The sequence below is a fragment of the Neobacillus sp. Soil_C_43 genome (assembly GCF_057656715.1).
Genome location: NZ_JBDGJV010000007.1, coordinates 34,570 through 57,992, shown reverse-complemented (window position 1 = coordinate 57,992; position 23,423 = coordinate 34,570). Strand labels below are relative to the sequence as shown.

Below are 23,423 nucleotides of genomic sequence, written 5' to 3'. Positions count from 1 at the left end.
AGGATTAACCACTTTAAATTAGAATAGCTTTTCAACGATGGTTTCGATTTCTTTGTTTGTTGGAATTCGTGGGTTGGTTGCCGTACAACCATCCTTCAAGGCTGCTTCACTGATAGCAGCCAATGCTGACATCACTTGTTCTTTTTTCAGACCGCATGCCCGCAGGCTTGTTGGCATTTGAAGCTCTCTTTTTAATTGGTTAATATGCTGAATCAGGCTATTAATACCGACTCGAACGTTTGCCGCTGGCAGACCAGATACTCTCGCAAGCTGAGCATATTTTTTTGCTGCCGCACTAAAAGATTGGTGAGTTAACCCCTGCAGCCCAGCATTATATTCAATAACAGGTGTGAGTAAAAGCGCATTCATTCTTCCATGTGGAATATGAAATTGTGCACCACACACATGGGCAATACTATGATTGATTCCTAATCCAACCATATTAAAAGCTAATCCTGCTAAACACGAAGCGTGATGGACTTTTTCACGTGCCTCTAAATCATTACCGTCCTTATAGCAGCGCGGTAAATAATCCAAAATTAGCTGGACAGCCTTTTCGGCAAAAGCATCAGAAAAATCATTTGCCTTCGTTGATACATATGCCTCAATGGCATGGGTTAATACATCCATTCCTGTATCGGCTGTAACCGTTGGAGGTACAGACTTAACAAGATGGGTATCTAAAATCGCCTCATCTGGTAATAAAGCATCAGAAACGAGTGGATGCTTCACATGATTTACTTCATCCGTAATAACCGAGAAGGACGTCACTTCTGTTCCTGTGCCGCTTGTTGTCGGAATGGCAATGAATTTCATATCCTTTTGCTGCGGTGATAATCTAATTGCAAAGTCCTTCATCGCCTTGGCTGCATCAATAGCTGAGCCTCCGCCAATAGCTATCAAAACACTAGGATTGAACTCCTGAATCACTTTTACTCCTGCTGCAACTGTTTCAATTGGAGGATCCGGTACGATATCACTGAAAATTTGATACTCATTATCTTTAGACTGAAGTCGATTGGTCACTTCTGCTGTCATTCCAGACTTTTCAATAAAAGGGTCGGTAACAATAAATATTCGTTCCGCTGTTATTTGGTTGAGGCGATCTAACGCATGTTCCCCAATAAAAATCTTTGTTCGAAAAGAAATCTCTTCCATTCAAATTCTCCTTGGCATATAGTCAAATAGGGTACCACTTACTATTAATCTACTAATTTAACTATACTATGAGGCCAGACCTGATTCAAATGACATTTTCGTGTATAAGAGGGTGTCAGGCACCAATGGGAAGCTTGAAAATCCAACCATTGTTAGTTATTCTTAAACATACAATTATCCACTTAAGGGTGTGTCGTACTATGCGTATTAATAAGTTTATTAGTGAATCTGGAAAGTCTTCAAGGCGTGGCGCGGATAAATTAATTAGTGAGGGTAGAATCACCATTAATGGGAAGGTGGCACAAATCGGCAGCCAGGTTGAGCCTGGAGATGATGTAAGAATTGATGGCAATCCCATTAAGGTCACAAACAATTATGTATATATTGCTTTAAATAAGCCTGTTGGTATTACAAGTACAACCGAACGGCATATAAAGGGTAATATTGTTGATTTCGTTAATCATCCTTTACGGATCTTTCATATTGGGCGACTGGATAAAGAGTCAGAAGGGTTAATCCTGCTTACGAACGATGGTGATATCGTCAACGAGATATTACGTGCGGAAAATAAACACGAGAAAGAGTATATTGTCACTGTGGACAAGCCCATTACCCCTGAATTTTTAAAGAGGATGTCTGGGGGGGTAGAGATACTTAATACCACAACACTTCCTTGTAAGGTGACACAGCTATCTAAGTACGTCTTTCAAATTATTTTAACTCAGGGGCTTAACCGCCAAATCCGGCGGATGTGTTCAGCTCTCGGTTACCAAGTGGTTAGGCTTCAGCGAACTCGAATCATGAATATCCATTTAGGAAATTTACCAGTTGGACAATGGCGCGATTTATCTAAAAAAGAACGCAATCAATTATTCCTTGAACTTAACTATGAACCAAAGGAATGGTAACGAGGGGGAGTTTTAAAATGGGCCAAACAAAGACAACTATGTCAAAAGTAGAAATGATGGATCAATATCTGGAGTCTTGCGGAAAAGACTTCGGCTATGAAGAGGTGCGTCACATTGTCCAATCGCTGTTTGATATTGATTTAGAGACGAAAGTGGTTGTCTTTAAGGAATACTTAGCGCCACTATCATTGGATGAACAAAATGAAGATATTCCAGTGGCTAGAGTGGCAATAGACCGCTACATAAATCAGTCCAAAAGCGAATTAACAGGGAAAGAAACTCGCAATATCATCAAAAATCTTTTCGGCATCAATTTAGATGGCATTTCTTCGTTAGCTGGGGCAAAGATTTCGATTTATTCCAAAGAGCAATGGATTACTCAACATGAGCATGACCTCTTTGTTGTAGATACACCCCTCGGAGATGCGGAAGTGAGGATTTACCCTACCCTGTATTTTAAGGAAAAGACTGGATTAGAACTGGTGCCAACAGAGTTGCAGCAAGCATTGGCGCCACTTGGCTATCGCTATAATCCTGATCATAACTGGTGCTATTACTGTACCCTGACAGGGGAATCTGTGGGACACGAATTTAAAGTCGAGACCATAGAAACGATCCGCCAAATCATTCTAGATTTATACAATTACTAATAAAAAATCATATAGGCGCATGCACCTATATGATTTTTTTGATTATTTTCCGAAAGATGATAAAAATTTCACTCGGTCGCCCATCGGTGGAACATTATTATCGGTCAACGCTATTTCTAGCAGGGCAGGTCCCTTTAGATCCAATAAGCTGTTAATGACATTCTGATTAAGGTCTTCTAGAGCAGAAACCCTAAAACTTGGAATATTCATTGCAGCTGCCATTGCACTAATATTGATTGGTTCCTGTTCAAAGGACGGATGGGTACGATGGAATTGTAATGAATGTCCGTGATACACCATTCCTAAACGAGCATTATTCATGACGACAAACAAAATTGGAAGGTTATATTCTTTCGCTGTTAAAATTTCCATTCCATGCATGAAAAAGCAGCCATCCCCGGTAATACATACGACAGGGCGTTCAGGTTCAGCTAGTTTACTTCCGATAGCTGAGCCAATTCCAGTTCCCATAGCGCCAAAATGAACATTAATATTAAAACTATCCGAATCTATTACCCTCATATAATGAATGACATAGGACATAAATTCACCAATATCAATGGTATATCTAGTAGATGAAGGTAAGCAGTTTTGAAGAGTTAACAAGACATTTTTCGTATTATACTCTTCCACATTTCGAATAGTATCTTCCCGCTTATCAACGACACCCTTTGGCTCTTTCCTCGTTATCCCAAGCGTTCTTAATTCTTCAATTAAAAATAGTAAGCTTAAATGAATATCACCTAAAATTGGCAAATCAATGGGATATTTTCGATTAAATACGGTTTGGTCGAAATCCATTTGTACGGTGAAGCGATTCTTTGTCAGGCTGCCATTATAGTTATTAGTCGCCGTTTCTCCTAGGCTTGAGCCGACAATTAATAAGGCTTCGCCATCGCCTTCTGTGATTAATTTTGATGCAGCCTCATGGCCAGCAAAACCGAACACCCCTACTAAAAGCGGATGGTCTTCAGGAATATATCCCTTCGCTTGCGGGGTAGTCACAATCGGCCAATCTAGCATTTCTGCTAACTCTATTAATTGCTCAACAGAGTTCCTCATTCCCTGTCCTGCAAAAATATAGCCCTTTTCTCTAGCCAGCAATTCTTTCGCGGCCATTTTTATGAAATCAAGCTCCGGAACAATTGGATCTCTCTTAGGTGGATTCGGGATATCATGATCTTGCACTTGTTCGTGTTGAATATCAATTGGTATCGCAATATGGACAGGACCAGGCACACCTGATAATGCTATTTCTGTAGCTACTACTACTTGGTTTAGTAACTCCCTGGAATCCTTAACTGTTACACTATATTTAGTAACCGAACGAAAGATAGGTTCAGCATCTAGTTCCTGGGAGGCATTTAGTCCTTCAGTGTTGACAGGTACAGCACCCGTTATGAACAACACAGGTAAATGTTCTCTCATGGCGTTCGCCGCACCTGTTACTAAATTGGTTCCGCCTGGCCCACTGCAGCCGATGACAACACTTAATTGATCACTATATTTTGCGTAAGCAGCTGCCATGTAAGAAGCTGCTCCTTCATGCTTCGTGACAATTGGTGTAATTTCCGGCATATCATATAATTCGTCAAATAATGCATTGACTGAACCCGCCGGAATTCCAAAAATATGTTTTACCCCATACCCTTTTAAATATTCTAATACACTACGTGCTGCCTTCATGACAATCCCTCTTTTCACTAATCTTTATCTACGGTAGAAAAAAAGTTTTGTATTATTTCCTGAGCTGTTACTGGTCGGCTGAAAAAATAACCTTGCATCATATGACAATTTCGAGCGGCTAAAAATTCTGCCTGTTCCTTCGTCTCGACACCTTCCGCAATGACATTGAGGCTTAAATTTTGAGCCAACATAATAATCGTATTGGTAATGGCTGCATCATCATTGGTCATGTCCTGTACAAAGGACTTATCAATTTTCAATGTATTAATTGGAAGGTTCTTCAAATAACCTAGTGAAGAATAGCCTGTACCAAAATCGTCAATGGCAATATTAATACCTAAACCTTTTAATTTCTTCATGGTCTTTAAGGTTAACTCAGTATTTTTAATAATTAAATTTTCAGTAAGCTCTAGGTGTAAATACTCGGGCGATAGTCCAACCTTCTTTAAAGCGTTCTTAACAATCGAAAATAAGTTGTTCTGTTCAAATTGTCGTACGGAAAGATTTACAGACATACTGATAGAAGGATATCCTTGGTCATGCCATTCCTTTAACTGTCTGCAAGCCTCCTTCAAAACCCATTCACCAATAGGCACAATTAAACCCGTTTCTTCCGCAATAGGAATAAATTTATCTGGTGCAATCATGCCACGGTCTGGGTGATTCCAACGAAGTAAGGCTTCTACTCCTTCCAGCTTTTTCGTTTGATAATTAATTTGCGGCTGATAATACAATACTAATTCTTTCTGTTCTAACGCCTTGTACAAGGCATTCTCAAGTTTAATCGTCTCAAATGTTCGTGTGTCCATTCCCTCACTAAAGAAATGATAGCTATTACCCGAAATTTCTTTTGATTTATACATGGCCGTATCCGCATTTTTTATTAAAATTTCTGTTGTATCACCATTATCAGGGAACAAACTAATCCCAATGCTTGTTTTAATATAGATTTCACTATCTACTAAGTTAAAAGGCTTTGAAAATGAATCTATGACTCGATTCACTACTTTTAACACTTCATTTTCATTCTTAATATTAGGTAAATAAATCGTAAATTCATCGCCACCCTGCCTTGAAACGGTGGCTGTTTTTGGCACACAGTTACTCAAACGCTCGGCAACCTCACGTAGCAACAGATCCCCAAAGCTATGACCAAGGGTGTCATTGACAAACTTAAACCGGTCTAGGTCCAAGTAGAGAACGGCTAGTTTTTCTCCATTCATCTGCGCGTAAGTAATCCCTTGATTAAGCCTGTCTTTTAACAGCACTCTATTTGGTAATTCTGTTAAACTATCAAAATAGGCATGGTACTTAATCTCTTCCTCCAATTGTTTCCTTTGGGTGATGTCCTTAAAGGTAACTACTTCCCCTACAATTTTGTCACCCTCTTTAATAGGAGTGATTACATATTCAACCGGAAAGCTAGATTTGTCTTTTCTGATGAACCTATCATCTTTATAAAAATGGTCCCAGTTTCCATCAAAAGGGGTGGGCACATTATTTTGTCCTTTTTGGTCACTTCCATTTGAAAAAATACTCGTGGCAGATTTCCCTATTAAATCGCCTTTTGCATCGTAGCCTAACATGGAAGCTCCCGCAGGATTACAAAAAGTAATGTTTCGCTCAAGATCTAACCCAAATATTCCATCACCCGCAGAGTTAAGAATCAATTCCTTTTCACGGCTAAGCTGCTTTAACTCAGTCACAACTTTTTCAAGTTCTTGATTTTTCTCCGTTATTTCTGAAGTTCTCTCCTCAATAATGACTTCTTGTTTCTCCATATATAAGAGGTTTGATAATGTGGAAGCTGTCGCATCAACAATGGATTGTGCCAGCTGAATTTGCGTTTCGGAAAACGAAAAATGATCCTCACCAAGATCAACAACAGAAATTTGACCTAACACTTCACCCATAGAAACTAAGGGAATCATAAAAAGACCTTTCATCCCGAAATTGCGGCATACATCATGATTCGGTCTTTCATCTGCATATACATCAGGAATCAAAATGGCCTTTTTTGTTTCAGCAACCTCTTGCATGAGCAGATCATTGCTTTGGTCAATTTTTATTTTTTCATGGGTCCTAATCCATTCTTCTTCAGTCCAATCACTATCTTTACTTAATTTAGCCGGCCGAATCCGTTTCTCTGCTAAAGGATCAAGTAGGTGAACACCTATATTGTAATTATCTAATACCTTTCCTATGTAGGAAAAACACGTATCTAGGCTTTCTTGCATGGAGGAACACATCGATAAATCACGTGTTACATCAAGAAGCAATTGCTTTTCTGAAATAAGATTCTCTTTATGTGTTAAGTTGTTGGCATTTTGGATGGCCACAGCAGCCATATTGACGTAGGCTTCAACGGTTTGAATTTCATCGTCTGTTAAATTCATCGGCGTTCCATAATCAAATAAAAAAACCAAGCCAAATAGCTCTTCTTCAAAAGAGATGGGAAGAACTAATAATGATTTAATTTGAAATCCATCGACAGCCCTTGGATCAGGTCGGTCATCCTTTGAGGTGTCAGGTATATAAATGGCCTTGTTTGTTTCAATTACTTCTTTTGCTAACAAATCATATTCCGTATCAATGATATGCATATCCAATGTCCAACCATTAATGATCTCGGGCTTTCCTACATATCCTCTGAATTTTCCATCCTCCTGTGGTAAATATATCCCAACAGAATCACATTGAACGATTTCTTCAGAAATGGCGATTGTTACTTGCTCCAGTACTTCGCGTAAATCAAGCTTCGTATTAATCATTTCAGTAATATTGGCTAGTCGTGAATATCTTGTCTGCTCCTTTAACATTCAAACACTCCCGGTCATACTATTTCGACAAATTCCCCTATGTTTTTCATTCTACACCAGGTTCCCATCCATTTAATACAAGGATTACATAATTATCATAAATTTTCCTCATTTCCATACTTTTTACCTACTTTATACCTATAAATTAAACTTGAAATTCAGTAAGTTAGTACCACAAAAAAGGAACCCACAGAATGGGTTTCATAATAATAAAAAATCCCATCCGTTTTTTCGCCAAGTGCTTCAGCAATGTCTCGGAATCGTTCGACACAGCTAATTTTGTTCCATTCCATAACATAAAATTAATAAAATGAGGAATTGTAATGCCTATTATTTCAATCGACTTTTTCTTTTTTCAACACTATGAAGAGACCATATCTCCTAGTATCATTAAGAATGCATAATATAAATATATTACTTTTTTTGAATAAATCATCTGATGACCTGATAATCATCTAACCGAATGACTAGCGATGAGTTTTAGTAATTGGAGGAGTGGAAGAACATGAAGATAAGTCTTTTTGCAACATGTTTAGTAGACATGTTTCAAAGCAACGTCGGAAAAGCAACAGTAGAATTGTTGGAACGCCTTGGATGTGAAATTGATTTCCCCGAAAATCAAATCTGTTGCGGTCAGCCATCCTATAATAGTGGTTATGTAAAAGATACAAAAGATGTAATGAAACGGACAATCGATACGTTTATGGATGCTGAATATGTCGTATGTCCTTCAGGGTCCTGTGCTTATATGCTTACTGAATACCCTCATATATTTGCAGGCGATCCAATTTGGGAACCAAAAGCAAAAAAATTAGCAGATAAAGTATATGAATTAACGCAATTTATTGTTGATGTTCTAAAAGTTGAAGATGTCGGTGCAAAGTTCATTGGAAAAGTGACCTATCATACATCATGCCACATGACAAGATTACTTGGGGTCGTAGAAGCACCCATGACATTGCTAAAAAACGTAAAAGGTCTTGAGTTTACGGAGTTGCCAGGAAAAGAACAGTGTTGCGGTTTTGGCGGAACCTTTTCTGTTAAAATGGGGAAAATTTCAGAGCAGATGGTTGATGAAAAGGTTCAGCACGTTGAAGAAACAGGAGCGGAATATCTGATCGGTGCAGATGCAGCCTGTTTAATGAACATCGGTGGTCGTATGGATAGACTCGGAAAGAAAGTTAAAGTATTACATATAGCAGAAGTATTAAACAGTCATTGATGAAAACAAAAGGATATCATCTTTGAACGGAGGGACAACAAATGGCAATGAAAATTAGCTCCGAAAACTTGAAAGAACGACTCGATCACGAGCTTCAAAATGACTTTATGCGTGGTGCGGTTGCAGGTGCACAAGATGGAATGGGTGTAAAAAGAAGAAGACAAGTTGATGCACTTGGAAATTGGGAGGAGTGGCGGAAACACGGTGAAGAAATCCGCCAGCATGTTTTGGAGAACTTGGATTACTATTTGGAGCAACTAAGTGAAAATGTCGCAAAACGCGGCGGTCATGTTTTTTTTGCAAAAACAGCAGAAGAGGCAAGAGACTATATCGCTGGAGTTGTTAAAAAGAAAAATGCCCAAAAAATTGTAAAGGCAAAATCCATGGTCACAGAAGAAATCAGCTTAAATAAGGCTTTGGAACAAGAAGGCTGTGATGTTGTAGAAACAGACCTCGGAGAGTACATTCTGCAAATAGATGACCATAATCCACCATCACACATTGTCGTTCCAGCACTACATAAAAACAAAGAACAAATTCGCGATGTTTTTGCCAAAAAATTAGGCTATACAGGAACATCAAAACCTGAAGAATTGGCAGCATGTGCACGTGAAGTGTTACGGCAAGAATATTTATCAGCCGATGTGGGTATCACCGGCTGTAACTTCGCTGTGGCTGAAACTGGTTCATTTAGCCTTGTAACAAATGAAGGAAATGCAGACCTTGTTACTGCTCTGCCTAAAACCCAGATTACAGTAATGGGAATGGAAAGGATTGTTCCTACATTCGAAGAGATGGAAGTTCTTGTAAGCATGTTGACAAGAAGTGCGGTAGGACAAAAACTTACCAGCTATATTACCGTATTGACTGGACCAAGAGAAGAACTTGATGTCGATGGGCCCGAAGAGTTTCATCTTGTCATTGTTGACAATGGAAGGTCTGATATTTTAGGCGGGGACTTCCAATCTATATTGCAGTGTATTCGCTGCGGAGCTTGTATAAATGTTTGCCCGGTTTATCGTCATGTCGGCGGTCACTCATACAATTCGATTTATCCGGGACCTATCGGAGCGGTTCTGACTCCTCTGCTTGGAGGATATGATGAATTCAAGGAACTTCCGTATATGTCCTCACTTTGTGGTGCATGTACAGATGTTTGTCCGGTAAAAATCCCATTGCATGAACTTCTTCTTAAACATCGCCAAGTCATCGTTGAACAAGAAGGAAAAGCACCATTTTCTGAAAAGTTGCTCATGAAAGCATTTGGTTTAGGTGCAGCTTCTCCAGCACTATATAACATGGCATCCAAAATGGCACCAATGGCTATGAGCCCATTCACCACTGGAGATAAAATCTCTAATGGACCTGGACCAATGAAGGCTTGGACGGAAATTCGAGAGTTCCCAGCTCCGAACAAAGAGAGATTTAGGGATTGGTTTAAAAACCGTGAAAAAGGAGGGAAATAATAATGGAAGGAACCATTCAAAATCGTGATCAGTTTTTAAATACAATTTCTAAAAGGTTAGGACGAGAACGCGTTACATCCGTTGAACCTCCTAAGTGGAAATTTCAACCTCAACATGAGGTTTTTAAAGATGCAACACAAGACGATTTAGTCGATATTCTAGAGGATATGTGTAATGAAATTCACACTACTTTCTTTAAGATAGACAAAAAAGGGTTACCAGACATTTTAAATCAAGTTGTCACAAATTATGGTGGCGGTCCAATCCTGACATGGAAAGACAAGCGCTTTGAAGAGTGGGGACTTCGTGATTTATTTCATAACGAATGGCCAAGCAATAAAATTGATGTCCATGAATGGGACTACAAAAAGGGTGAAGAAAATATTCAAATTGCTGAAAAGGCAAATGTGGGGATTACCATCAGTGAAATTACACTTGCTGAATCTGGCACAGTCGTACTTTATAGCAATGAGAATAGAGGCAGATCCCTAAACTTCCTGCCAGCTACCTATATTGCCCTCATTCCAAAGAGCACCCTTGTTCCTCGGATGACTCAGGCTGCAAAGAAAATGAGGGAAATTGAACTTAAAGGCGGAAAGGTCCCTTCTTGTATTAACTTTATTACAGGGCCGAGTAACTCTGCAGACATCGAACTAAATCTAGTTGTTGGTGTTCATGGACCAATTAAAGCATCCTATATATTAATCAATGATTTATAGAAAAAAATCCTGTCGAGTGTCGGCAGGATATTTCACTCTATTAATTTGTTCTCATGGATGAAAAATATACATTTTTGAATCGGTTGTATATGTATAATTAAGGTAGCAATTTTTTCACAATTGGAATACGTTGTAAAACTATTGTAATTAACGCACTTAGAACAAAAGTAATTGTAATATTTATTGGAATAACCAATACTTGATGGAAATTAGCGTTAACTTGTGGGAATACCCTCCATAAATAATTATTCAATAACCAATAATGAATAATATATATTCCTAAACTAGCTTTATTTATCGCTGAAAATATTATTGGTAGAGATACTTTATTAAAATTATATCGAAATAATATAAACAGACCAGCTGAGAAAAGGAATACAGATGGTGAAAAGTACCCATACCAATACTGGCTTAGTTTTCCCCCATTTTCCAATGTGTAATAGTAAGTTAAAAAGAATAACGAAAGCATACCAATACATAATCCAAAATATGAAAGTATTCTCCAAAACTTTTTGATTTCGAAATGACTAAGATAATACCCGAGTAGGAAATAACCAACATAACCAGTTACATGTTCTAGTTCCAAAGAAAATTTCATACCAATTAAAAAATTTGACAATCCTGTAATTACTGATGTGTATAACCACAGGATTAAAAAATATTCTATATGATGCTTTTGAGCATGCTTCACAAACACCCTTAATAGAGGAGTAATTAGATATAATCCAATAATCATATAAAAAAACCAAAAGTGATAGGATATACCATTATTTATAAAAAGCTTTATAGCATTTTTAATTGATAGTGGGAAATAACCACTATATGCTCCGTAGGCATAAAATAAAACACTCCATCCCACAAAAGGAATTATTACTTTACTCGCACGCTTTTTAAAAAAATCCCAATACGACATTTCTCGTTGATCTTTCAATAATAGAGCACCACTAATCATAACAAATCCTGGGACAGCCCAACGTGAAAGGGTTTCAAAAAAGTTTCCTATAAACCAAGTCGTTTCCCTATCTGGTTGTAGTGTTGTTACATAACCAGCAGCACATACATGAATAATAACCACACAAACCGTCGCGCATACCCGTAGCCAATCCAAATATACTAGTCTATTCATTCATTTATACTCTCCTAACTTTGAATAACTCAATAAAAAGTGAAAACTAAAATTAACTATTATCAATTAAAATTCCGATAGCAAAGATTGTAAATAATAACCTTCGGGATTATATCATAAACCGAATCAATTTCATAATCGAAATGCTACTAGAACAATGTCTCGCAGCTAATCGAGCTTCTTCAAGAGACTAGAACTAACACATAAGAAAGTCAAAAAGTTAATTCAAAGTCAACTGAAGCAGTGGACCTCAGGCCTTCACTAATTATAACATGGCTTATTTACCGATTTCACTCTGCGAAAGTTGAAAATATACCTATAAAAAATTATCCTGAACGTTTGAATTGCTCAGGATAATTTACTTTAATCTTGGTTTGAAAAGGGCCAGTCCCTTAATTGCAGGTAATGATCAAAAACAATTTTTGTGAGATAAATCACAATTCGCAATCATTATTAATGCTATCATTATTAATGAGGTTAGATAACAATCACCTAAAAGTTGAGGACTTTTCCTCACTAATATTTGTACTATTACTTTTCATAAAGAGAGATTGCATAAAGGAGTGTTACTAATGTCTGAAAATAAATTGTCAGAATTAATTAGTCCTGAAGCTATCATTAATTTTGAAACTGGTGCAATTAAAGCGAGCACTTTGGATTCAATTATCAATCTTTTACCCTTTGAAATGGGTTTTTGCGATGCTAACGATATTTTCCGCTGGTATTCAAATAATCCAAACCGTGTCCATGGTCGTCGTAACGAAGCAATTGGTCGCCATGTGCTTGAGCTTCACCCAAAAGTGGCTCATCATGTTGAAAAATTGTTGAATGATTTCCGTTCAGGAGCACGCGACGAATGGGAATTTTGGTTTCAAAAACGCTCTGGTGGAGAAACCGGTCAAATTTACCAAAGGTTTATGGCAGTACGTGATGAAAATGGAAAATACCTTGGCTGTATGGATGTGACCATTAAACTCGACCTTTTCAAAGGAAAAAAGGGTAAACACACCCCTGAAACTATTGACGAATTTATAGCTGTTATGCCTGAATAAAATATATCTTTCGATTTGAGAGGCCGCTGAAAAACACACTGGATCGCCCGATTCAATGTGTTTTTCTTTATATATAGAAGTTTTGGTTGTTACTTATGCTAAAACAGTAACAAGTTTTCCTATAAACGAGTTCTTCGAAAAAACCGCATCTATTTATGATAAGGCTCATTTCTATTAATACGAAAAGCCCGATAAATCTGCTCAACCAAAATCAGTTTCATCAACTGGTGGGGGAAGGTCATCCGGGAAAAAGATAGCTGCTCGTTCGACCTTTTCAACACTTCCTCACTTAACCCTAACGAGCCACCAATTACAAAAGCAATCTTGCTTTTTCCGTATGTCGCTAATTTATCTAACGTAACCGCAAGCTCCTCCGATGATTGCATTTTTCCTTGGATCGCTAAAGCTATCACATATGTATCTGGGCTGATTTTAGCAAGAATTCTTTCTCCCTCTTTTTGCTTAACCTGCTTCATTTCTAGCTCACTTAATTCTTCTGGCGCTTTTTCGTCAGCTACTTCTATTATATCAATTTTTGCATACGCAGAAAGTCTCTTTACATATTCCTCAATCCCAAGCTTTAAATATTTTTCTTTCAATTTACCAACCGTAACAATCGAGATATTCACAATCCACAGCCCTTTTATTTTTATTACAAACAGTTTACAAACAACTTATCCACAGAAGTTATCCACATATCCACATTATTTGTCCACATATTGTATGGAATCACTTGTTCGCTACTATATATACAGCTGTATTTTGGCAGTATTCACAACTTGTTGATAAGTTATCCACATCAATTTTTGTTAAAACCGGAAAAGTTTCGTATTCATCCACAACCGTATCTAAAGCAACATCTACATGTTCCTCACAGCAATAAATCATTTACTATTCACCTTCCTAAACCTATTAAATATGTTATTCCTATTGTTAACTTTATAAGCAGTCGTCATACGGCTACTTAAATAACTCATACATCATACCATATGAAAATAATAAACAGACAGGTGAATCTACCACCTGTCTGCTTCTATTATTGTAGTTTTTCTCCAGATAGTGTTAACATAGTCTCTTTTAACTGGCCATCTCGATAATATTTAATCTTCATTTTCTCGCCAATCTTCTTTTTCTGGTACAAATGTTTACGAAGATCGATCACGTCATTTATTTTCTGCCCATCCATTTCCACAATTACATCCAGTTCTTTTAATCCAGCTAAGGATGCAGGAGAATTCGGCACTACCTGGCGAAGTGCTACTCCGTAATTTACATCTCGTGGAAGCTTCAACGCCTCTTCCTGATAATATGCAGGAATCTCAGATACGGACTTTAAATCCACGCCCATATATGGACGTTTAACCGAACCAAATTTCTCAAGATCATTAATAATCGGCTTAGCTGAGTTAATTGGAATCGACAGACCAATTCCTTCAACGGCTTCTTGAGATATTTTCATTGAATTAATTCCAATGACTTGGCCCGCGATATTAATCAAGGCCCCACCGCTATTACCTGGGTTAATCGCTGCATCTGTTTGAAGAACCTCTGACTGCCAATCAATAATGCCATCTTGATTGATATCTACTGGAATGGTCCGTTTAATCCCTGAGATAATCCCTTGTGTAACCGATCCAGAAAACGTAGCACCTAATGGATTTCCAATAGCAATAACAGGTTCACCCATTTTCAAGCTATCCGAATCTCCAAATTCAGCAATCTTTTTTATTTTGCTGGCATCAATTTCAAGCACCGCTAAGTCTGTCCAAACATCACTTCCAAGCAACTTAGCTGGGATTTTTGTTCCGTCTGCCATACTTACTTCGAGCTTTGTGGCCCCTTCTACTACGTGATGGTTCGTCACAACAAAGGCTTGATTGCCTTCTTTTTTATAAATAACACCTGATCCGGTTCCTGCAGCTTCCTCTGAATTATCCCCATTCCCATTGTCAGACCAGAAGCTGGTTGACTGAATGTTGTTAATTCCAACCACTGCATCTGCTGCTTTATCAACTGCTTTTGTGGTATTTGTATTGACGTCATAAGCAACTTGCCTTTGGACGATATTTTGCTGACTTGTATTCGTGTTGTTATTTTCTGTTCCTGCATTTTGAGCTGGATTAATCTCATAAGGCAGAACACCTTGATTGGACAAGGCTGGAATGGCAATGATTACTAAAATTGCTCCAAGTATTGCACCAACTAAGCTAGCGAGAAAGATCCCGCTTTTTTTTCCTTTTTGTTCCCGATAGCGTCCTTGTGAATGATCATCATAATAACCCAATTTACACCATTCCTCTCTTTCGAAAAGATTGCTAACTACTATTTTGGCTTATAATAACAATTATACTCGTTCTTCCTTAAATTTCTAAAGAACGTACAAAATTTAAGAAAAACTTACGACTTTGTTCATAATTTTTTCATAAAGGTTCTTTTAACAGGTACCTGTTGATTTCCACTCCAGGCACTTCGCTTTCCGCGGGCGTTCCGGGAGCCTCCTCGTCGCTCACTCCTGCGGGGTCTCCCGAGACCGCTACTCCCGCAGGAGTCTTCGTGCCTTCCGTTCCAATCAACAGGTTTAATTTAACCTTAGCTGTTTTCGTACCAAAAAAGGCTCCCTGAATGGAAGCCTCTTTCGAAACAATTATTATACTGCTGTTAAAATGGTTGGTGTTTTTGGATCGGTGTCATAGAGGTCAAATTGTTCTCCAACAATCATTCCGCGGCTTTCTAACGTTTGAGCCACGGCCATCTTTGCTAGGTCTTTCATATTATTATCAAGACTTAAATGGGCCAGATACACACGTTTCGTTTGATCACCCACCACATCACTCATCGCATAAGCTGCATCTTCATTAGACACATGCCCCACATCGCTTAAAATTCGACGCTTAATGTTCCAAGGATATCTTCCCATCCTGAGCATCTGTACATCGTGATTGGATTCAAAAATATACACATCGGCGTTAGAGATGATCCCCTTCATTCGGTCACTTACATAACCTGTATCCGTAATCAGGACCAGTTTTTTTCCTGAATGATGAAACACATAAAACATCGGTTCAGCTGCGTCATGTGAGACGCCAAATGATTCTATATCCGTTCCACCAAAGCTCTTTACTGTTTCCATATCAAAAACAAACTTTTGCTCCGTTGGAATTGCTCCTACAGAGCTTTCCATTGCACGCCAGGTTTTTTCATTTGCAAATACGGGTAAATGATATTTACGTGCAAGGATGCCAATGCCTTTAATATGATCACTGTGCTCATGGGTGACAAAAATGCCGGAAAGCTTACTAATATCACGGTTAACTTGTGCAAATAAAGACTCCATTTGCTTCCCACTGAAACCAGCGTCTACAAGGAAGGAATGCTCATCTGATTCCACATAGAGAGCATTCCCTGTACTTCCGCTTGCCAGAATGCTATATCGTAAAGACATTCTACTTCACTCCACTTTACTATTTTCATCGCTGTTAAATTCTATAATCTGACCTTCAAATGCATTCACAAACAGGCTTTCCTTATCATCAACAACAAAACGCCAGGTTGGCGCTAACACTTGGGATGCCGCCAACTGAACAAGTGTCGAATAACCAAGTTCAACTTTAGTAATTTTACTCTTCGGTTTTAGATTCCCTTTAGAATGAAGGGTTTCAATTGCCTTTAATGGAGTAAGAATCTCTTCCTTCCCCATAAGCTTTTCAATTCCTTCAAGATAGGTTTGTTGATAAGAGACAATTTGATTATCTGTATTAATCGTAAAGGTAATCATCCCGTTCCTATTTTTAAATAAGGGGAAATTATCATATTGTTGATAGTAAGTAACCGTATTTTTTTTGTCGTTCTTCTCCCAAAATTGATAATGCTCACCGTAGAGAATATTTTCCTTTAAAAAGTTGGCAAGCTCTGCTGGTTCAAACTTGGAACTTAGCTGCACCGGCTTTTCAAGTGTAGCTTCAAGGGTAGTCCCTGGCCCCTTTAAAGAAGGCGTTTGTCCCTTTAGCTTGGCCAAATCCCCTTTTGCAAAAGTCTTCGGCTTAGCGCTTAGATACTGACTCTTTACTGGTTCCTTTGGAAGCTCTACATACTTTATCTCATCGGTTTTTAATCGTTCTTCAAAGGATGCTTCCGTTTTGATTTCATACTTATTGGCATCACGAATTTTCATGAATTGAAATAACAAATACACATCTAAAATCAAGAAGGTTAAGATAAAAATGGTTTTAATTTTACTCCAATCCATGCTTCGAGCCTCCTAGATCATCCATCGTAATTTGCCCCCACGTCTTATCATATCGATAAAACCAGGTAGGTTCTAAGAGGATCAATTTATTCTCCTCCGAATCCCTTTCTATTCGATAGCCTAAAATCAATTCCTCAAGAAGCTCTGGTTTAAAGTTCTGCTTTTTTTGTAAAAACTCCACTATTTCATGACCTGAAGGCTGCGTCACCTTTTTCATTTCAGTTGTTAACGGTAGATTTAGTGATATGAACGAGCGAACATATTTTTCTATTTCATCTCGTCCCCATTCTTCATATATCTCTGATAACCCTCTGTCATTATAAACTGGGTAGCCGTCAGTACTGTACAATCGGAACGTAACGGAACGATTATATTCGCTTTTAGAAACATATCGATAAGGACCTGTCCACCCGCCATGCTCATTCACGAAATCGATGCTGCGCTTGACTAAATCATAGGAGCTATCAATATAAGTATCTTCCGGAATAGGGTTTACATATTGAAGCATACTTGTATCATAATTAATCGTCATCTTACTAGAATCATTTGCGTACTCTTCCCCATTTGAGATAAAGCTTTTTTGCACATAACTTGGATCATTAAACAGCGCATCCTTGAATTCCTCTGAGTTAATTGCTACCGGTAAATATTTATAAGTGGTCATCTCCGTTTTTCCTTCAGGAAGGTAAATCGTTCGCCTTTCAGATGCTTCAAAGGCAAAAAATTCAGGATACCGAGTCGCATTTTTGAAAAAATCATGATTAAATTCGCTCAAATTAACGGAAGAGATCCGACTTAAATACACCTGTTGATTTTCAGAGGAAACAAAATAAACGCTTCCCGTGTCCTTCTCCGAATTATCAACATCGATAATAATACGGTTAAAATTGAAGGAGGGGACCTTTTTTCCTTCAATATTTAATACACTGCGATACAGTTCAATGGGAATTTCCCCTGAATAAATAATTTCTGCATTTCCATCCTTACGAGCTAAATCGTTAATATTCCCAACTTTGTCGGTCACATTTTTCACATCAAAAAAGGACCATTTTCTTAGTTCCTTGACTATCTTGTCTAATTCCACTGGATTGTTCGTTCCATAGTGCTTGCTCTTCAAATGGAATAAAATCTGGTTAGGACTGACAATACTTTGAACCTCTTGTTTTTCACTTACCGTAACCTCTTTCACGGTATTCCCATTTTCCATCGTGTCATAGTTAGGTTGATAGGTCCAAAGGTTCCAGGTTAAAAGTATGCTCACCAAGACTAGTATGGTTAAAATCCATGATTTAATATTTTCGTATCTCATGACCATTCATCCTCTTCTGAACGCTCATATGGCAGGGAAAACGCAATAGTCGTTCCTTTTCCTTCCTCACTAGAAGCCCAAATCGAACCCCCATGAGCATTGACCATTTCCTTCGCAATGGCCAGACCCAGGCCTGTCCCACCTAATTTACGGGTCCTTGCTTTATCAACACGATAAAAGCGGTCAAAAATCTTTCCGATGTTTTCTTTTGGAATTCCTACACCTTGGTCTTTGACACTAACAATAATTCTACTTTCCTCTTCTTTAATAGAGAAGGTCACTTGTCCACCTTCAGGAGAGTACTTTAAGGCATTCGAAATGATATTATATAAAACCTGTGTCATTTTATCCTCATCAACTTCAATAAATATGGCATGGTTAGGGAGCTTTCTTTTAAAGGTAACATTTTGTTCCTTAGTCATCTCAAACCTGTCAATGATTCGGTGATAGAAGTCAACAAAGTTGACCCATTCTATCGTAAGCCGATAATCTGTACTATCCATTTTTGAAAGCTGTAAAAGGTCATTCACGAGCCGGATCATTCTCTCCGTTTCAGTCCGTGTTACTTCTAGGAAATTCGGTGCAATCTCCTCATCCTGCCAGGCACCATCAGCTAAGGCTTCCAAGTAACTCCTCATCGTGGTTAAAGGTGTTCTTAGTTCGTGTGATACATTGGCTACAAACTCTCGTCTCTCAGCATCAATTTTTTCCTGGTCTGTAATATCATGAAGAACGGCAATCAGTCCATTAACAAAGCCGGTTTCCTTTTGGATTACAGAGAAATTCGCACGAAGGAAATAACGCTCCGATTTCGTACTGTAATCTAGGATTAATGAATCCTTCTCCTCGAGTAAGTCTTCAAATGTATTCGTGTCATCTAAGTTTAGAAGGGACACAATCGGTTGGGATAAAACTGTTTCACGTGAAACATTCAACAGCTTGGCTGCTGGTTCATTGATTAAAATGACTCGCCCTTTCCGATCGGTAGCTATAACCCCGTCTGTCATATAAGAAAGAACCGACGAAAGTTTTCTCCGTTCCCCTTCAGTCATGGCTTGTGCTTCTTGAAGCTTTTTCGTCAGGTTGTTAAAGGTAATCGCCAGTGTGCCAATCTCATCGTACCCATACACTTTTACTTTCCGTGAAAAATTCCCTTTTGCCATGGCTAATGCCTGCTTCTTCATATCGGCAATCGGTCTTGTAATCGTCTGGGCTAATAAAATTCCTAAAACGGCAGTAATCGATAGAGCAATCGCAGTTCCTGTGGCAAAAATACCATTAATAGTTTTCATTTGTTCAAACACATTTTCTATTTTTGCGACAAGGTAGATGGCCCCAATGACTTTTTTTCCTGATTTAATTGGGGTAGCGAGAACCCAAATTCGGTCCCCTGTATGCGGGTCAATTTGGATGACACTTTGGTCTTCTTCCATCACCATTGATTGTTTAATCCTAAGCTCTGTTGTTCTTTGCCCAACGAGCCCCTGATTGTTGGTATTAGAGGTCCCTAGTATTTTAAGTGATCTGTTTTCAATCACTCGAACTTCGGATATATCACCTGCATCAAAGTCTCGGAGGATTTTCTTAATATCCTCTTCGACCGTTGGATCCTCAGGGGACCGTTCCTTTTTCATTTCCTCAACGATATTATATGCAAGCAAATTTACGCGCTCTTTTAATGATGTCTGGAAGTTTGTTCTAAGCGTTTCTTCCAGCTGCTTTACAAAATACACGCCGATAATTTGCATAGCAACTAATATAAGCAATACATAGATAATGACAAATTTTACGTGTATTGACCGAAAAAAACCAACCTTTTTCATCAATGATATTACTCCTGTTCAGGATTCCGTAAATAGTATCCAACTCCGCGGCGGGTAACAATCCATGTTGGGTGACTTGGGCTATCCTCAATTTTTTCACGCAAACGTCTAACCGTTACATCTACCGTTCTCACGTCTCCGTAATAATCATAGCCCCATACGGTTTGCAGGAGATGTTCTCTCGTCATAACTTGCCCAATATGCTTTGCTAAATAATAAAGCAACTCAAACTCACGGTGCGTTAATTCAATCGTCTCACCGCGTTTGGAAACCACATAGGCATCTGGATGGATCACGAGGGAACCAATTTCAATTTCATTTGACTCATTTTCAGCATCAGGCTGTGCCAATACTTGTTGGTGTCTACGTAAGTTCGCTTTCACACGGGCAATTAATTCCCTTGTGCTGAACGGTTTTGTTACGTAATCATCTGCACCTAGTTCTAGACCTAATACTTTATCAATTTCAGAATCCTTCGCTGTCAGCATAATAATCGGCATTTCGTACTTTTTGCGAATTTCCCGACATACCTCCATACCATCTCTTAATGGGAGCATAATATCTAGGAGAATTAGATCTGGCTGTATCTCTTCCACTAATTCGAGTGCTTCGTTTCCATCATAGGCGCAATAGACAACATATCCTTCTTTTTTCAGGTTGAACTGCAAAATATCTGCAATTGGCTTTTCATCATCCACAACAAGAATTTTCTTTTCCATACCATTGCTCCTTTATTTATCAATTATCTATTCAATCACAAGTTGTTAAAAGTCATAACTATACTATTTTACTTTACCATTTTATTAGCATAAATTCATCTTTAACTAGCATTTGGCAAGATTGGCATGTTATACTTTTCCACTTTTGATTTTTTTCATAAAAAGCAAAAGTCTCTAGTAACGACTAGAGACCTTTCATTTATATTATTTTGGTTCTGTTAAACTTGCCTGTTGATTTCCGCTCCAGGCACAAGCGGTTCGTGGGTGTTTCGGCGAGCCTCCTCGGCGCATGCGCCTGCGGGGTCTCCCCTGAACCATACTCCCACAGGAGTCTTCGTGCCTTCCGCTCCAATCAACAGAGTGTAAAAATCAACACTGTTCTTTAACATAGCCATTATTTTAAATAAGTAAGTGGGTTAACTAAGCTTCCATTTTTATATACTTCGAAGTGAAGGTGTACGCCGGTTACGTTTCCTGTTGCACCCATGATTCCAATTGCTGTGCCTTTAGAAACGGTTTGGCCTACTTTTACGTTAATCGATGACATGTGGCCATAAAGCGTACGGAAACCATTTTTATGGTCGATAATGACTTTATTTCCATAGCCACCTGAATCCCAACCAGCAGAAACAACAACGCCATTATCGGCAGCCTTAATAGTCTTGTTACTTGGTCTCGCAATATCAATCCCTTTATGCATTTTCCCCCAGCGATAGCCAAGCTTACTGGATACATACCCACCAACAGTTGGCCAGGCAAAGGAACCCTCCCCACGAGACGGGATTGCTTTCGTTCCTTTAATAACAATATGATTGATTGGCTGCTGTAGAATTTGTTCACTTGTTTGATCTTTTTTAATGGTTACGCCATTTTGTTCTGATAGTAAATAGTTTACTAAGCGGGATCCATTTTGTCCTGCTTGCTTTTCCTTGGTTTCACCTTTAGGCATAGATGAATCCTCAACTACTTCATTCGTAAATGCTATTTCTTCCTTTTGATTGGCTTCTTTATCAACAATGACAGCCACATACGGTTGTAGAACCGTAACATTTAATTCCTGACCAATCTTCAAAAGTGTTTCAGCCGTCAGACCTGGATTTAATGCCAGGATATCAGCCTGACTTAAGCCATGATTCGCAGCGATTGTTTCGAGAACATCGCCCTCTTGAACAATATATTTCTTTTCCTCTAATGTTCCTTTTTGTAAAAACGTTAAGGCTTCCGCACTAGACAATATTTTTTCCGGAGCAATATTTTCCGTTTTAATTGAAACATCTTTTGATAATCGAACGTCTAATAAACGAGTTTCATTTTCCTTTAATGCGGGTAAAGAAGGAGTAGCAGACGCTTTTCTAGACTCCAGTTCGTTTAATTGCTCTTCAGTTACGTATTGAAGCTTTAATTTCTTAATGACATCCTCGGCGGCCTCTTTATTTTCTAAATAAGCAATTGGTTTTCCATCAATAACGATGGCTGATGCCTCCGCTTGCAGTTGGAATGACTTTTTAATAGTTTGAAGTGTTTCTTGATTATCGGCAGAAGCACGGAAAACCTGTTCAGGTATGTACTTGACCTGTGGACCAAATTTTAGTGTGACATCCTTGAGGGATTTTTTGGCTGTTATAACTTCCTCGTCCACTAATTGATCGACTATATTTTTATCAGTAACATTGCCGATATATGTACCATTCAAATATACATGATAAATGGTGGTTAATTTCGATGAAGTAGCAAGTGCAACTGGCCCATTGCTAAAGGCAACGACAGATGCTGCCAATACAGTAATAATGGTCGTTTTAAGTAGTAAAAACTTTTTTGTTTTCGCTATTTTATTAAAAAATAACATCTTTTCCTCCTAAACCACGGTAAAACCCTCTTACTCTAGTACTTTTGACTAACAAAGAATTTCCCAGTATTTTAGACCTCCTTTACTTTACCATAGTTTGATTTAAAAAGATTAATAGTTGATATAATGTAACAAAAATGTATAATTGCTGACATTTTTCTACTTTTTTAAAAATTAATCAGTCAAATTAGCTCGATTTTTCTTTGGATTTTTTAAATATGGAGTAGGGTAGAATTCCTATAATATCAAGGATTACAATAGTCCTAGAGTAATAGATTACTTTTTATATAATAGGACAAGCGAATTATTCCTGTTTTGTAAAATAAGAGGGTGTTTTATTACAAAAAGATTACAAAATGTGTTTTGTGAGGGAATAAAAAAAGAAGCCTGCCGAAGCAAACTTCTTTTTTGGATGGCTCAGGACGGAATCGAACCGCCGACACAAGGATTTTCAGTCCTTTGCTCTACCGACTGAGCTACTGAGCCATAATAAGATGATTCACTAATCTTTTATTGAGATAAAGACCTTTGCTCAAAAGAACTTCCGTTCTTTTTCGCAGATTGCCGCAGAAGCAAAATCAAGATGTGAGCAATCTGCTCTACCGACTGAGCTACTGAGCCATAATAAGATGATTCACTAATCTTTTATTGAGATAAAGACCTTTGCTCAAAAG

The 23,423-nt window shown here is 38.3% G+C and carries 19 protein-coding genes, 1 tRNA gene and 1 pseudogene; 7 read left to right on the top strand and 14 right to left on the bottom strand.

Annotated elements, in window-relative coordinates; genetic code table 11:
- Window positions 1–18: 18 nt before the first annotated feature.
- Complete coding sequence (locus tag AC3A54_RS11405) at window positions 19–1,158, bottom strand: 1-propanol dehydrogenase PduQ (protein ID WP_487654549.1); 1,140 nt, start codon at window positions 1,156–1,158, stop codon at window positions 19–21.
- Between the two features lie 200 nt (window positions 1,159–1,358).
- Here AC3A54_RS11405 and rluF point away from each other — a divergent pair, with 200 nt between their 5' ends.
- Together rluF and AC3A54_RS11395 are read left to right on the top strand one after the other, a co-directional pair.
- Window positions 1,359–2,066 carry a 23S rRNA pseudouridine(2604) synthase RluF gene (gene rluF, locus AC3A54_RS11400; protein ID WP_487654548.1) on the top strand — a complete coding sequence of 236 codons (708 nt, stop codon included), beginning with the start codon at window positions 1,359–1,361 and terminating at the stop codon, window positions 2,064–2,066.
- A gap of 17 nt (window positions 2,067–2,083) precedes the next feature.
- Window positions 2,084–2,716 carry a hypothetical protein gene (locus AC3A54_RS11395; protein WP_487654547.1) on the top strand — a complete coding sequence of 211 codons (633 nt, stop codon included), beginning with the start codon at window positions 2,084–2,086 and terminating at the stop codon, window positions 2,714–2,716.
- Between the two features lie 42 nt (window positions 2,717–2,758).
- On the opposite strand, the gene AC3A54_RS11390 is transcribed toward AC3A54_RS11395, so the two are convergent.
- Window positions 2,759–4,402 carry a thiamine pyrophosphate-binding protein gene (locus tag AC3A54_RS11390; protein ID WP_487654546.1) on the bottom strand — a complete coding sequence of 548 codons (1,644 nt, stop codon included), beginning with the start codon at window positions 4,400–4,402 and terminating at the stop codon, window positions 2,759–2,761.
- A 17-nt stretch (window positions 4,403–4,419) separates the two neighbouring features.
- The gene (locus AC3A54_RS11385) at window positions 4,420–7,221 is read right to left on the bottom strand and encodes a bifunctional diguanylate cyclase/phosphodiesterase (RefSeq protein WP_487654545.1); all 2,802 of its coding nucleotides are present in this window, start codon (window positions 7,219–7,221) and stop codon (window positions 4,420–4,422) included.
- Between the two features lie 505 nt (window positions 7,222–7,726).
- On the opposite strand from AC3A54_RS11385, the gene AC3A54_RS11380 reads away from it, so the two are divergent.
- From AC3A54_RS11380 to AC3A54_RS11370, 3 genes are read left to right on the top strand one after another with little or no spacing between them, the layout of a single operon-like run.
- Window positions 7,727–8,443, top strand: coding sequence for a (Fe-S)-binding protein (locus AC3A54_RS11380; RefSeq protein WP_487654544.1), 717 nt, complete (start codon window positions 7,727–7,729; stop codon window positions 8,441–8,443).
- Between the two features lie 41 nt (window positions 8,444–8,484).
- Window positions 8,485–9,909 carry a LutB/LldF family L-lactate oxidation iron-sulfur protein gene (locus AC3A54_RS11375; RefSeq protein ID WP_487654543.1) on the top strand — a complete coding sequence of 475 codons (1,425 nt, stop codon included), beginning with the start codon at window positions 8,485–8,487 and terminating at the stop codon, window positions 9,907–9,909.
- Window positions 9,910–9,911: 2 nt separating this feature from the next.
- On the top strand, window positions 9,912–10,628 hold the full coding sequence (locus AC3A54_RS11370) for a LutC/YkgG family protein (protein WP_487654542.1): 717 nt from the start codon (window positions 9,912–9,914) through the stop codon (window positions 10,626–10,628).
- 97 nt (window positions 10,629–10,725) lie between these two features.
- Here AC3A54_RS11370 and AC3A54_RS11365 read toward each other — a convergent pair whose 3' ends face one another.
- The gene (locus AC3A54_RS11365; protein WP_335544916.1) at window positions 10,726–11,754 is read right to left on the bottom strand and encodes an acyltransferase; all 1,029 of its coding nucleotides are present in this window, start codon (window positions 11,752–11,754) and stop codon (window positions 10,726–10,728) included.
- 159 nt (window positions 11,755–11,913) lie between these two features.
- Between AC3A54_RS11365 and AC3A54_RS11360 the strand changes: the two are divergent.
- A pseudogene (locus tag AC3A54_RS11360) lies at window positions 11,914–12,062 on the top strand (IS4 family transposase); the annotation flags it as partial.
- A 264-nt stretch (window positions 12,063–12,326) separates the two neighbouring features.
- The gene (locus tag AC3A54_RS11355; RefSeq protein WP_487654541.1) at window positions 12,327–12,806 is read left to right on the top strand and encodes a PAS domain-containing protein; all 480 of its coding nucleotides are present in this window, start codon (window positions 12,327–12,329) and stop codon (window positions 12,804–12,806) included.
- A gap of 149 nt (window positions 12,807–12,955) precedes the next feature.
- Here AC3A54_RS11355 and rlmH read toward each other — a convergent pair whose 3' ends face one another.
- From rlmH to AC3A54_RS11305, 10 genes are all read right to left on the bottom strand, one after another.
- Entirely contained in the window at window positions 12,956–13,435 is a 480-nt protein-coding gene (rlmH, locus tag AC3A54_RS11350; protein ID WP_335544914.1) for a 23S rRNA (pseudouridine(1915)-N(3))-methyltransferase RlmH, read from the bottom strand.
- A gap of 100 nt (window positions 13,436–13,535) precedes the next feature.
- Window positions 13,536–13,694 carry a CxxH/CxxC protein gene (locus AC3A54_RS11345; RefSeq protein WP_487654540.1) on the bottom strand — a complete coding sequence of 53 codons (159 nt, stop codon included), beginning with the start codon at window positions 13,692–13,694 and terminating at the stop codon, window positions 13,536–13,538.
- 148 nt (window positions 13,695–13,842) lie between these two features.
- Window positions 13,843–15,090 carry a S1C family serine protease gene (locus AC3A54_RS11340; RefSeq protein WP_487654539.1) on the bottom strand — a complete coding sequence of 416 codons (1,248 nt, stop codon included), beginning with the start codon at window positions 15,088–15,090 and terminating at the stop codon, window positions 13,843–13,845.
- A 363-nt stretch (window positions 15,091–15,453) separates the two neighbouring features.
- Window positions 15,454–16,248, bottom strand: a complete 795-nt coding sequence (locus AC3A54_RS11335) for an MBL fold metallo-hydrolase (RefSeq protein ID WP_487654538.1) — start codon at window positions 16,246–16,248, stop codon at window positions 15,454–15,456.
- Window positions 16,249–16,254: 6 nt separating this feature from the next.
- The gene (locus AC3A54_RS11330; RefSeq protein WP_308081695.1) at window positions 16,255–17,052 is read right to left on the bottom strand and encodes a two-component system regulatory protein YycI; all 798 of its coding nucleotides are present in this window, start codon (window positions 17,050–17,052) and stop codon (window positions 16,255–16,257) included.
- On the bottom strand, window positions 17,039–18,361 hold the full coding sequence (locus tag AC3A54_RS11325; RefSeq protein ID WP_487654537.1) for a YycH family regulatory protein: 1,323 nt from the start codon (window positions 18,359–18,361) through the stop codon (window positions 17,039–17,041). Before AC3A54_RS11325 ends, AC3A54_RS11330 begins: the two co-directional genes overlap by 14 nt.
- Window positions 18,358–20,184 (bottom strand): cell wall metabolism sensor histidine kinase WalK, encoded by a 1,827-nt coding sequence (walK, locus tag AC3A54_RS11320; RefSeq protein WP_487654536.1) that lies wholly within the window; start codon window positions 20,182–20,184, stop codon window positions 18,358–18,360. Before walK ends, AC3A54_RS11325 begins: the two co-directional genes overlap by 4 nt.
- Before the next feature lie 8 nt (window positions 20,185–20,192).
- Window positions 20,193–20,903: a response regulator YycF gene (gene yycF / locus AC3A54_RS11315; RefSeq protein WP_430116666.1), complete on the bottom strand. Its 711-nt coding sequence runs from the start codon at window positions 20,901–20,903 to the stop codon at window positions 20,193–20,195.
- Window positions 20,904–21,297: 394 nt separating this feature from the next.
- Window positions 21,298–22,749: a peptidoglycan DD-metalloendopeptidase family protein gene (locus tag AC3A54_RS11310; protein WP_487654535.1), complete on the bottom strand. Its 1,452-nt coding sequence runs from the start codon at window positions 22,747–22,749 to the stop codon at window positions 21,298–21,300.
- Between the two features lie 413 nt (window positions 22,750–23,162).
- A tRNA-Phe gene (locus AC3A54_RS11305) sits at window positions 23,163–23,235 on the bottom strand.
- Between the last annotated feature and the right edge of the window lie 188 nt (window positions 23,236–23,423).

Coding starts and splice junctions, on each gene's coding strand:
- AC3A54_RS11405 (WP_487654549.1), bottom strand. CDS start 1,158: ATGGAAGAGATTTCTTTTCGAACAAAGATTTTTATTGGGGAACATGCG.
- rluF (WP_487654548.1), top strand. CDS start 1,359: ATGCGTATTAATAAGTTTATTAGTGAATCTGGAAAGTCTTCAAGGCGT.
- AC3A54_RS11395 (WP_487654547.1), top strand. CDS start 2,084: ATGGGCCAAACAAAGACAACTATGTCAAAAGTAGAAATGATGGATCAA.
- AC3A54_RS11390 (WP_487654546.1), bottom strand. CDS start 4,402: ATGAAGGCAGCACGTAGTGTATTAGAATATTTAAAAGGGTATGGGGTA.
- AC3A54_RS11385 (WP_487654545.1), bottom strand. CDS start 7,221: ATGTTAAAGGAGCAGACAAGATATTCACGACTAGCCAATATTACTGAA.
- AC3A54_RS11380 (WP_487654544.1), top strand. CDS start 7,727: ATGAAGATAAGTCTTTTTGCAACATGTTTAGTAGACATGTTTCAAAGC.
- AC3A54_RS11375 (WP_487654543.1), top strand. CDS start 8,485: ATGGCAATGAAAATTAGCTCCGAAAACTTGAAAGAACGACTCGATCAC.
- AC3A54_RS11370 (WP_487654542.1), top strand. CDS start 9,912: ATGGAAGGAACCATTCAAAATCGTGATCAGTTTTTAAATACAATTTCT.
- AC3A54_RS11365 (WP_335544916.1), bottom strand. CDS start 11,754: ATGAATAGACTAGTATATTTGGATTGGCTACGGGTATGCGCGACGGTT.
- AC3A54_RS11355 (WP_487654541.1), top strand. CDS start 12,327: ATGTCTGAAAATAAATTGTCAGAATTAATTAGTCCTGAAGCTATCATT.
- AC3A54_RS11345 (WP_487654540.1), bottom strand. CDS start 13,694: ATGATTTATTGCTGTGAGGAACATGTAGATGTTGCTTTAGATACGGTT.
- AC3A54_RS11335 (WP_487654538.1), bottom strand. CDS start 16,248: ATGTCTTTACGATATAGCATTCTGGCAAGCGGAAGTACAGGGAATGCT.
- AC3A54_RS11330 (WP_308081695.1), bottom strand. CDS start 17,052: ATGGATTGGAGTAAAATTAAAACCATTTTTATCTTAACCTTCTTGATT.
- AC3A54_RS11325 (WP_487654537.1), bottom strand. CDS start 18,361: ATGAGATACGAAAATATTAAATCATGGATTTTAACCATACTAGTCTTG.
- walK (WP_487654536.1), bottom strand. CDS start 20,184: ATGAAAAAGGTTGGTTTTTTTCGGTCAATACACGTAAAATTTGTCATT.
- yycF (WP_430116666.1), bottom strand. CDS start 20,903: ATGGAAAAGAAAATTCTTGTTGTGGATGATGAAAAGCCAATTGCAGAT.
- AC3A54_RS11310 (WP_487654535.1), bottom strand. CDS start 22,749: ATGTTATTTTTTAATAAAATAGCGAAAACAAAAAAGTTTTTACTACTT.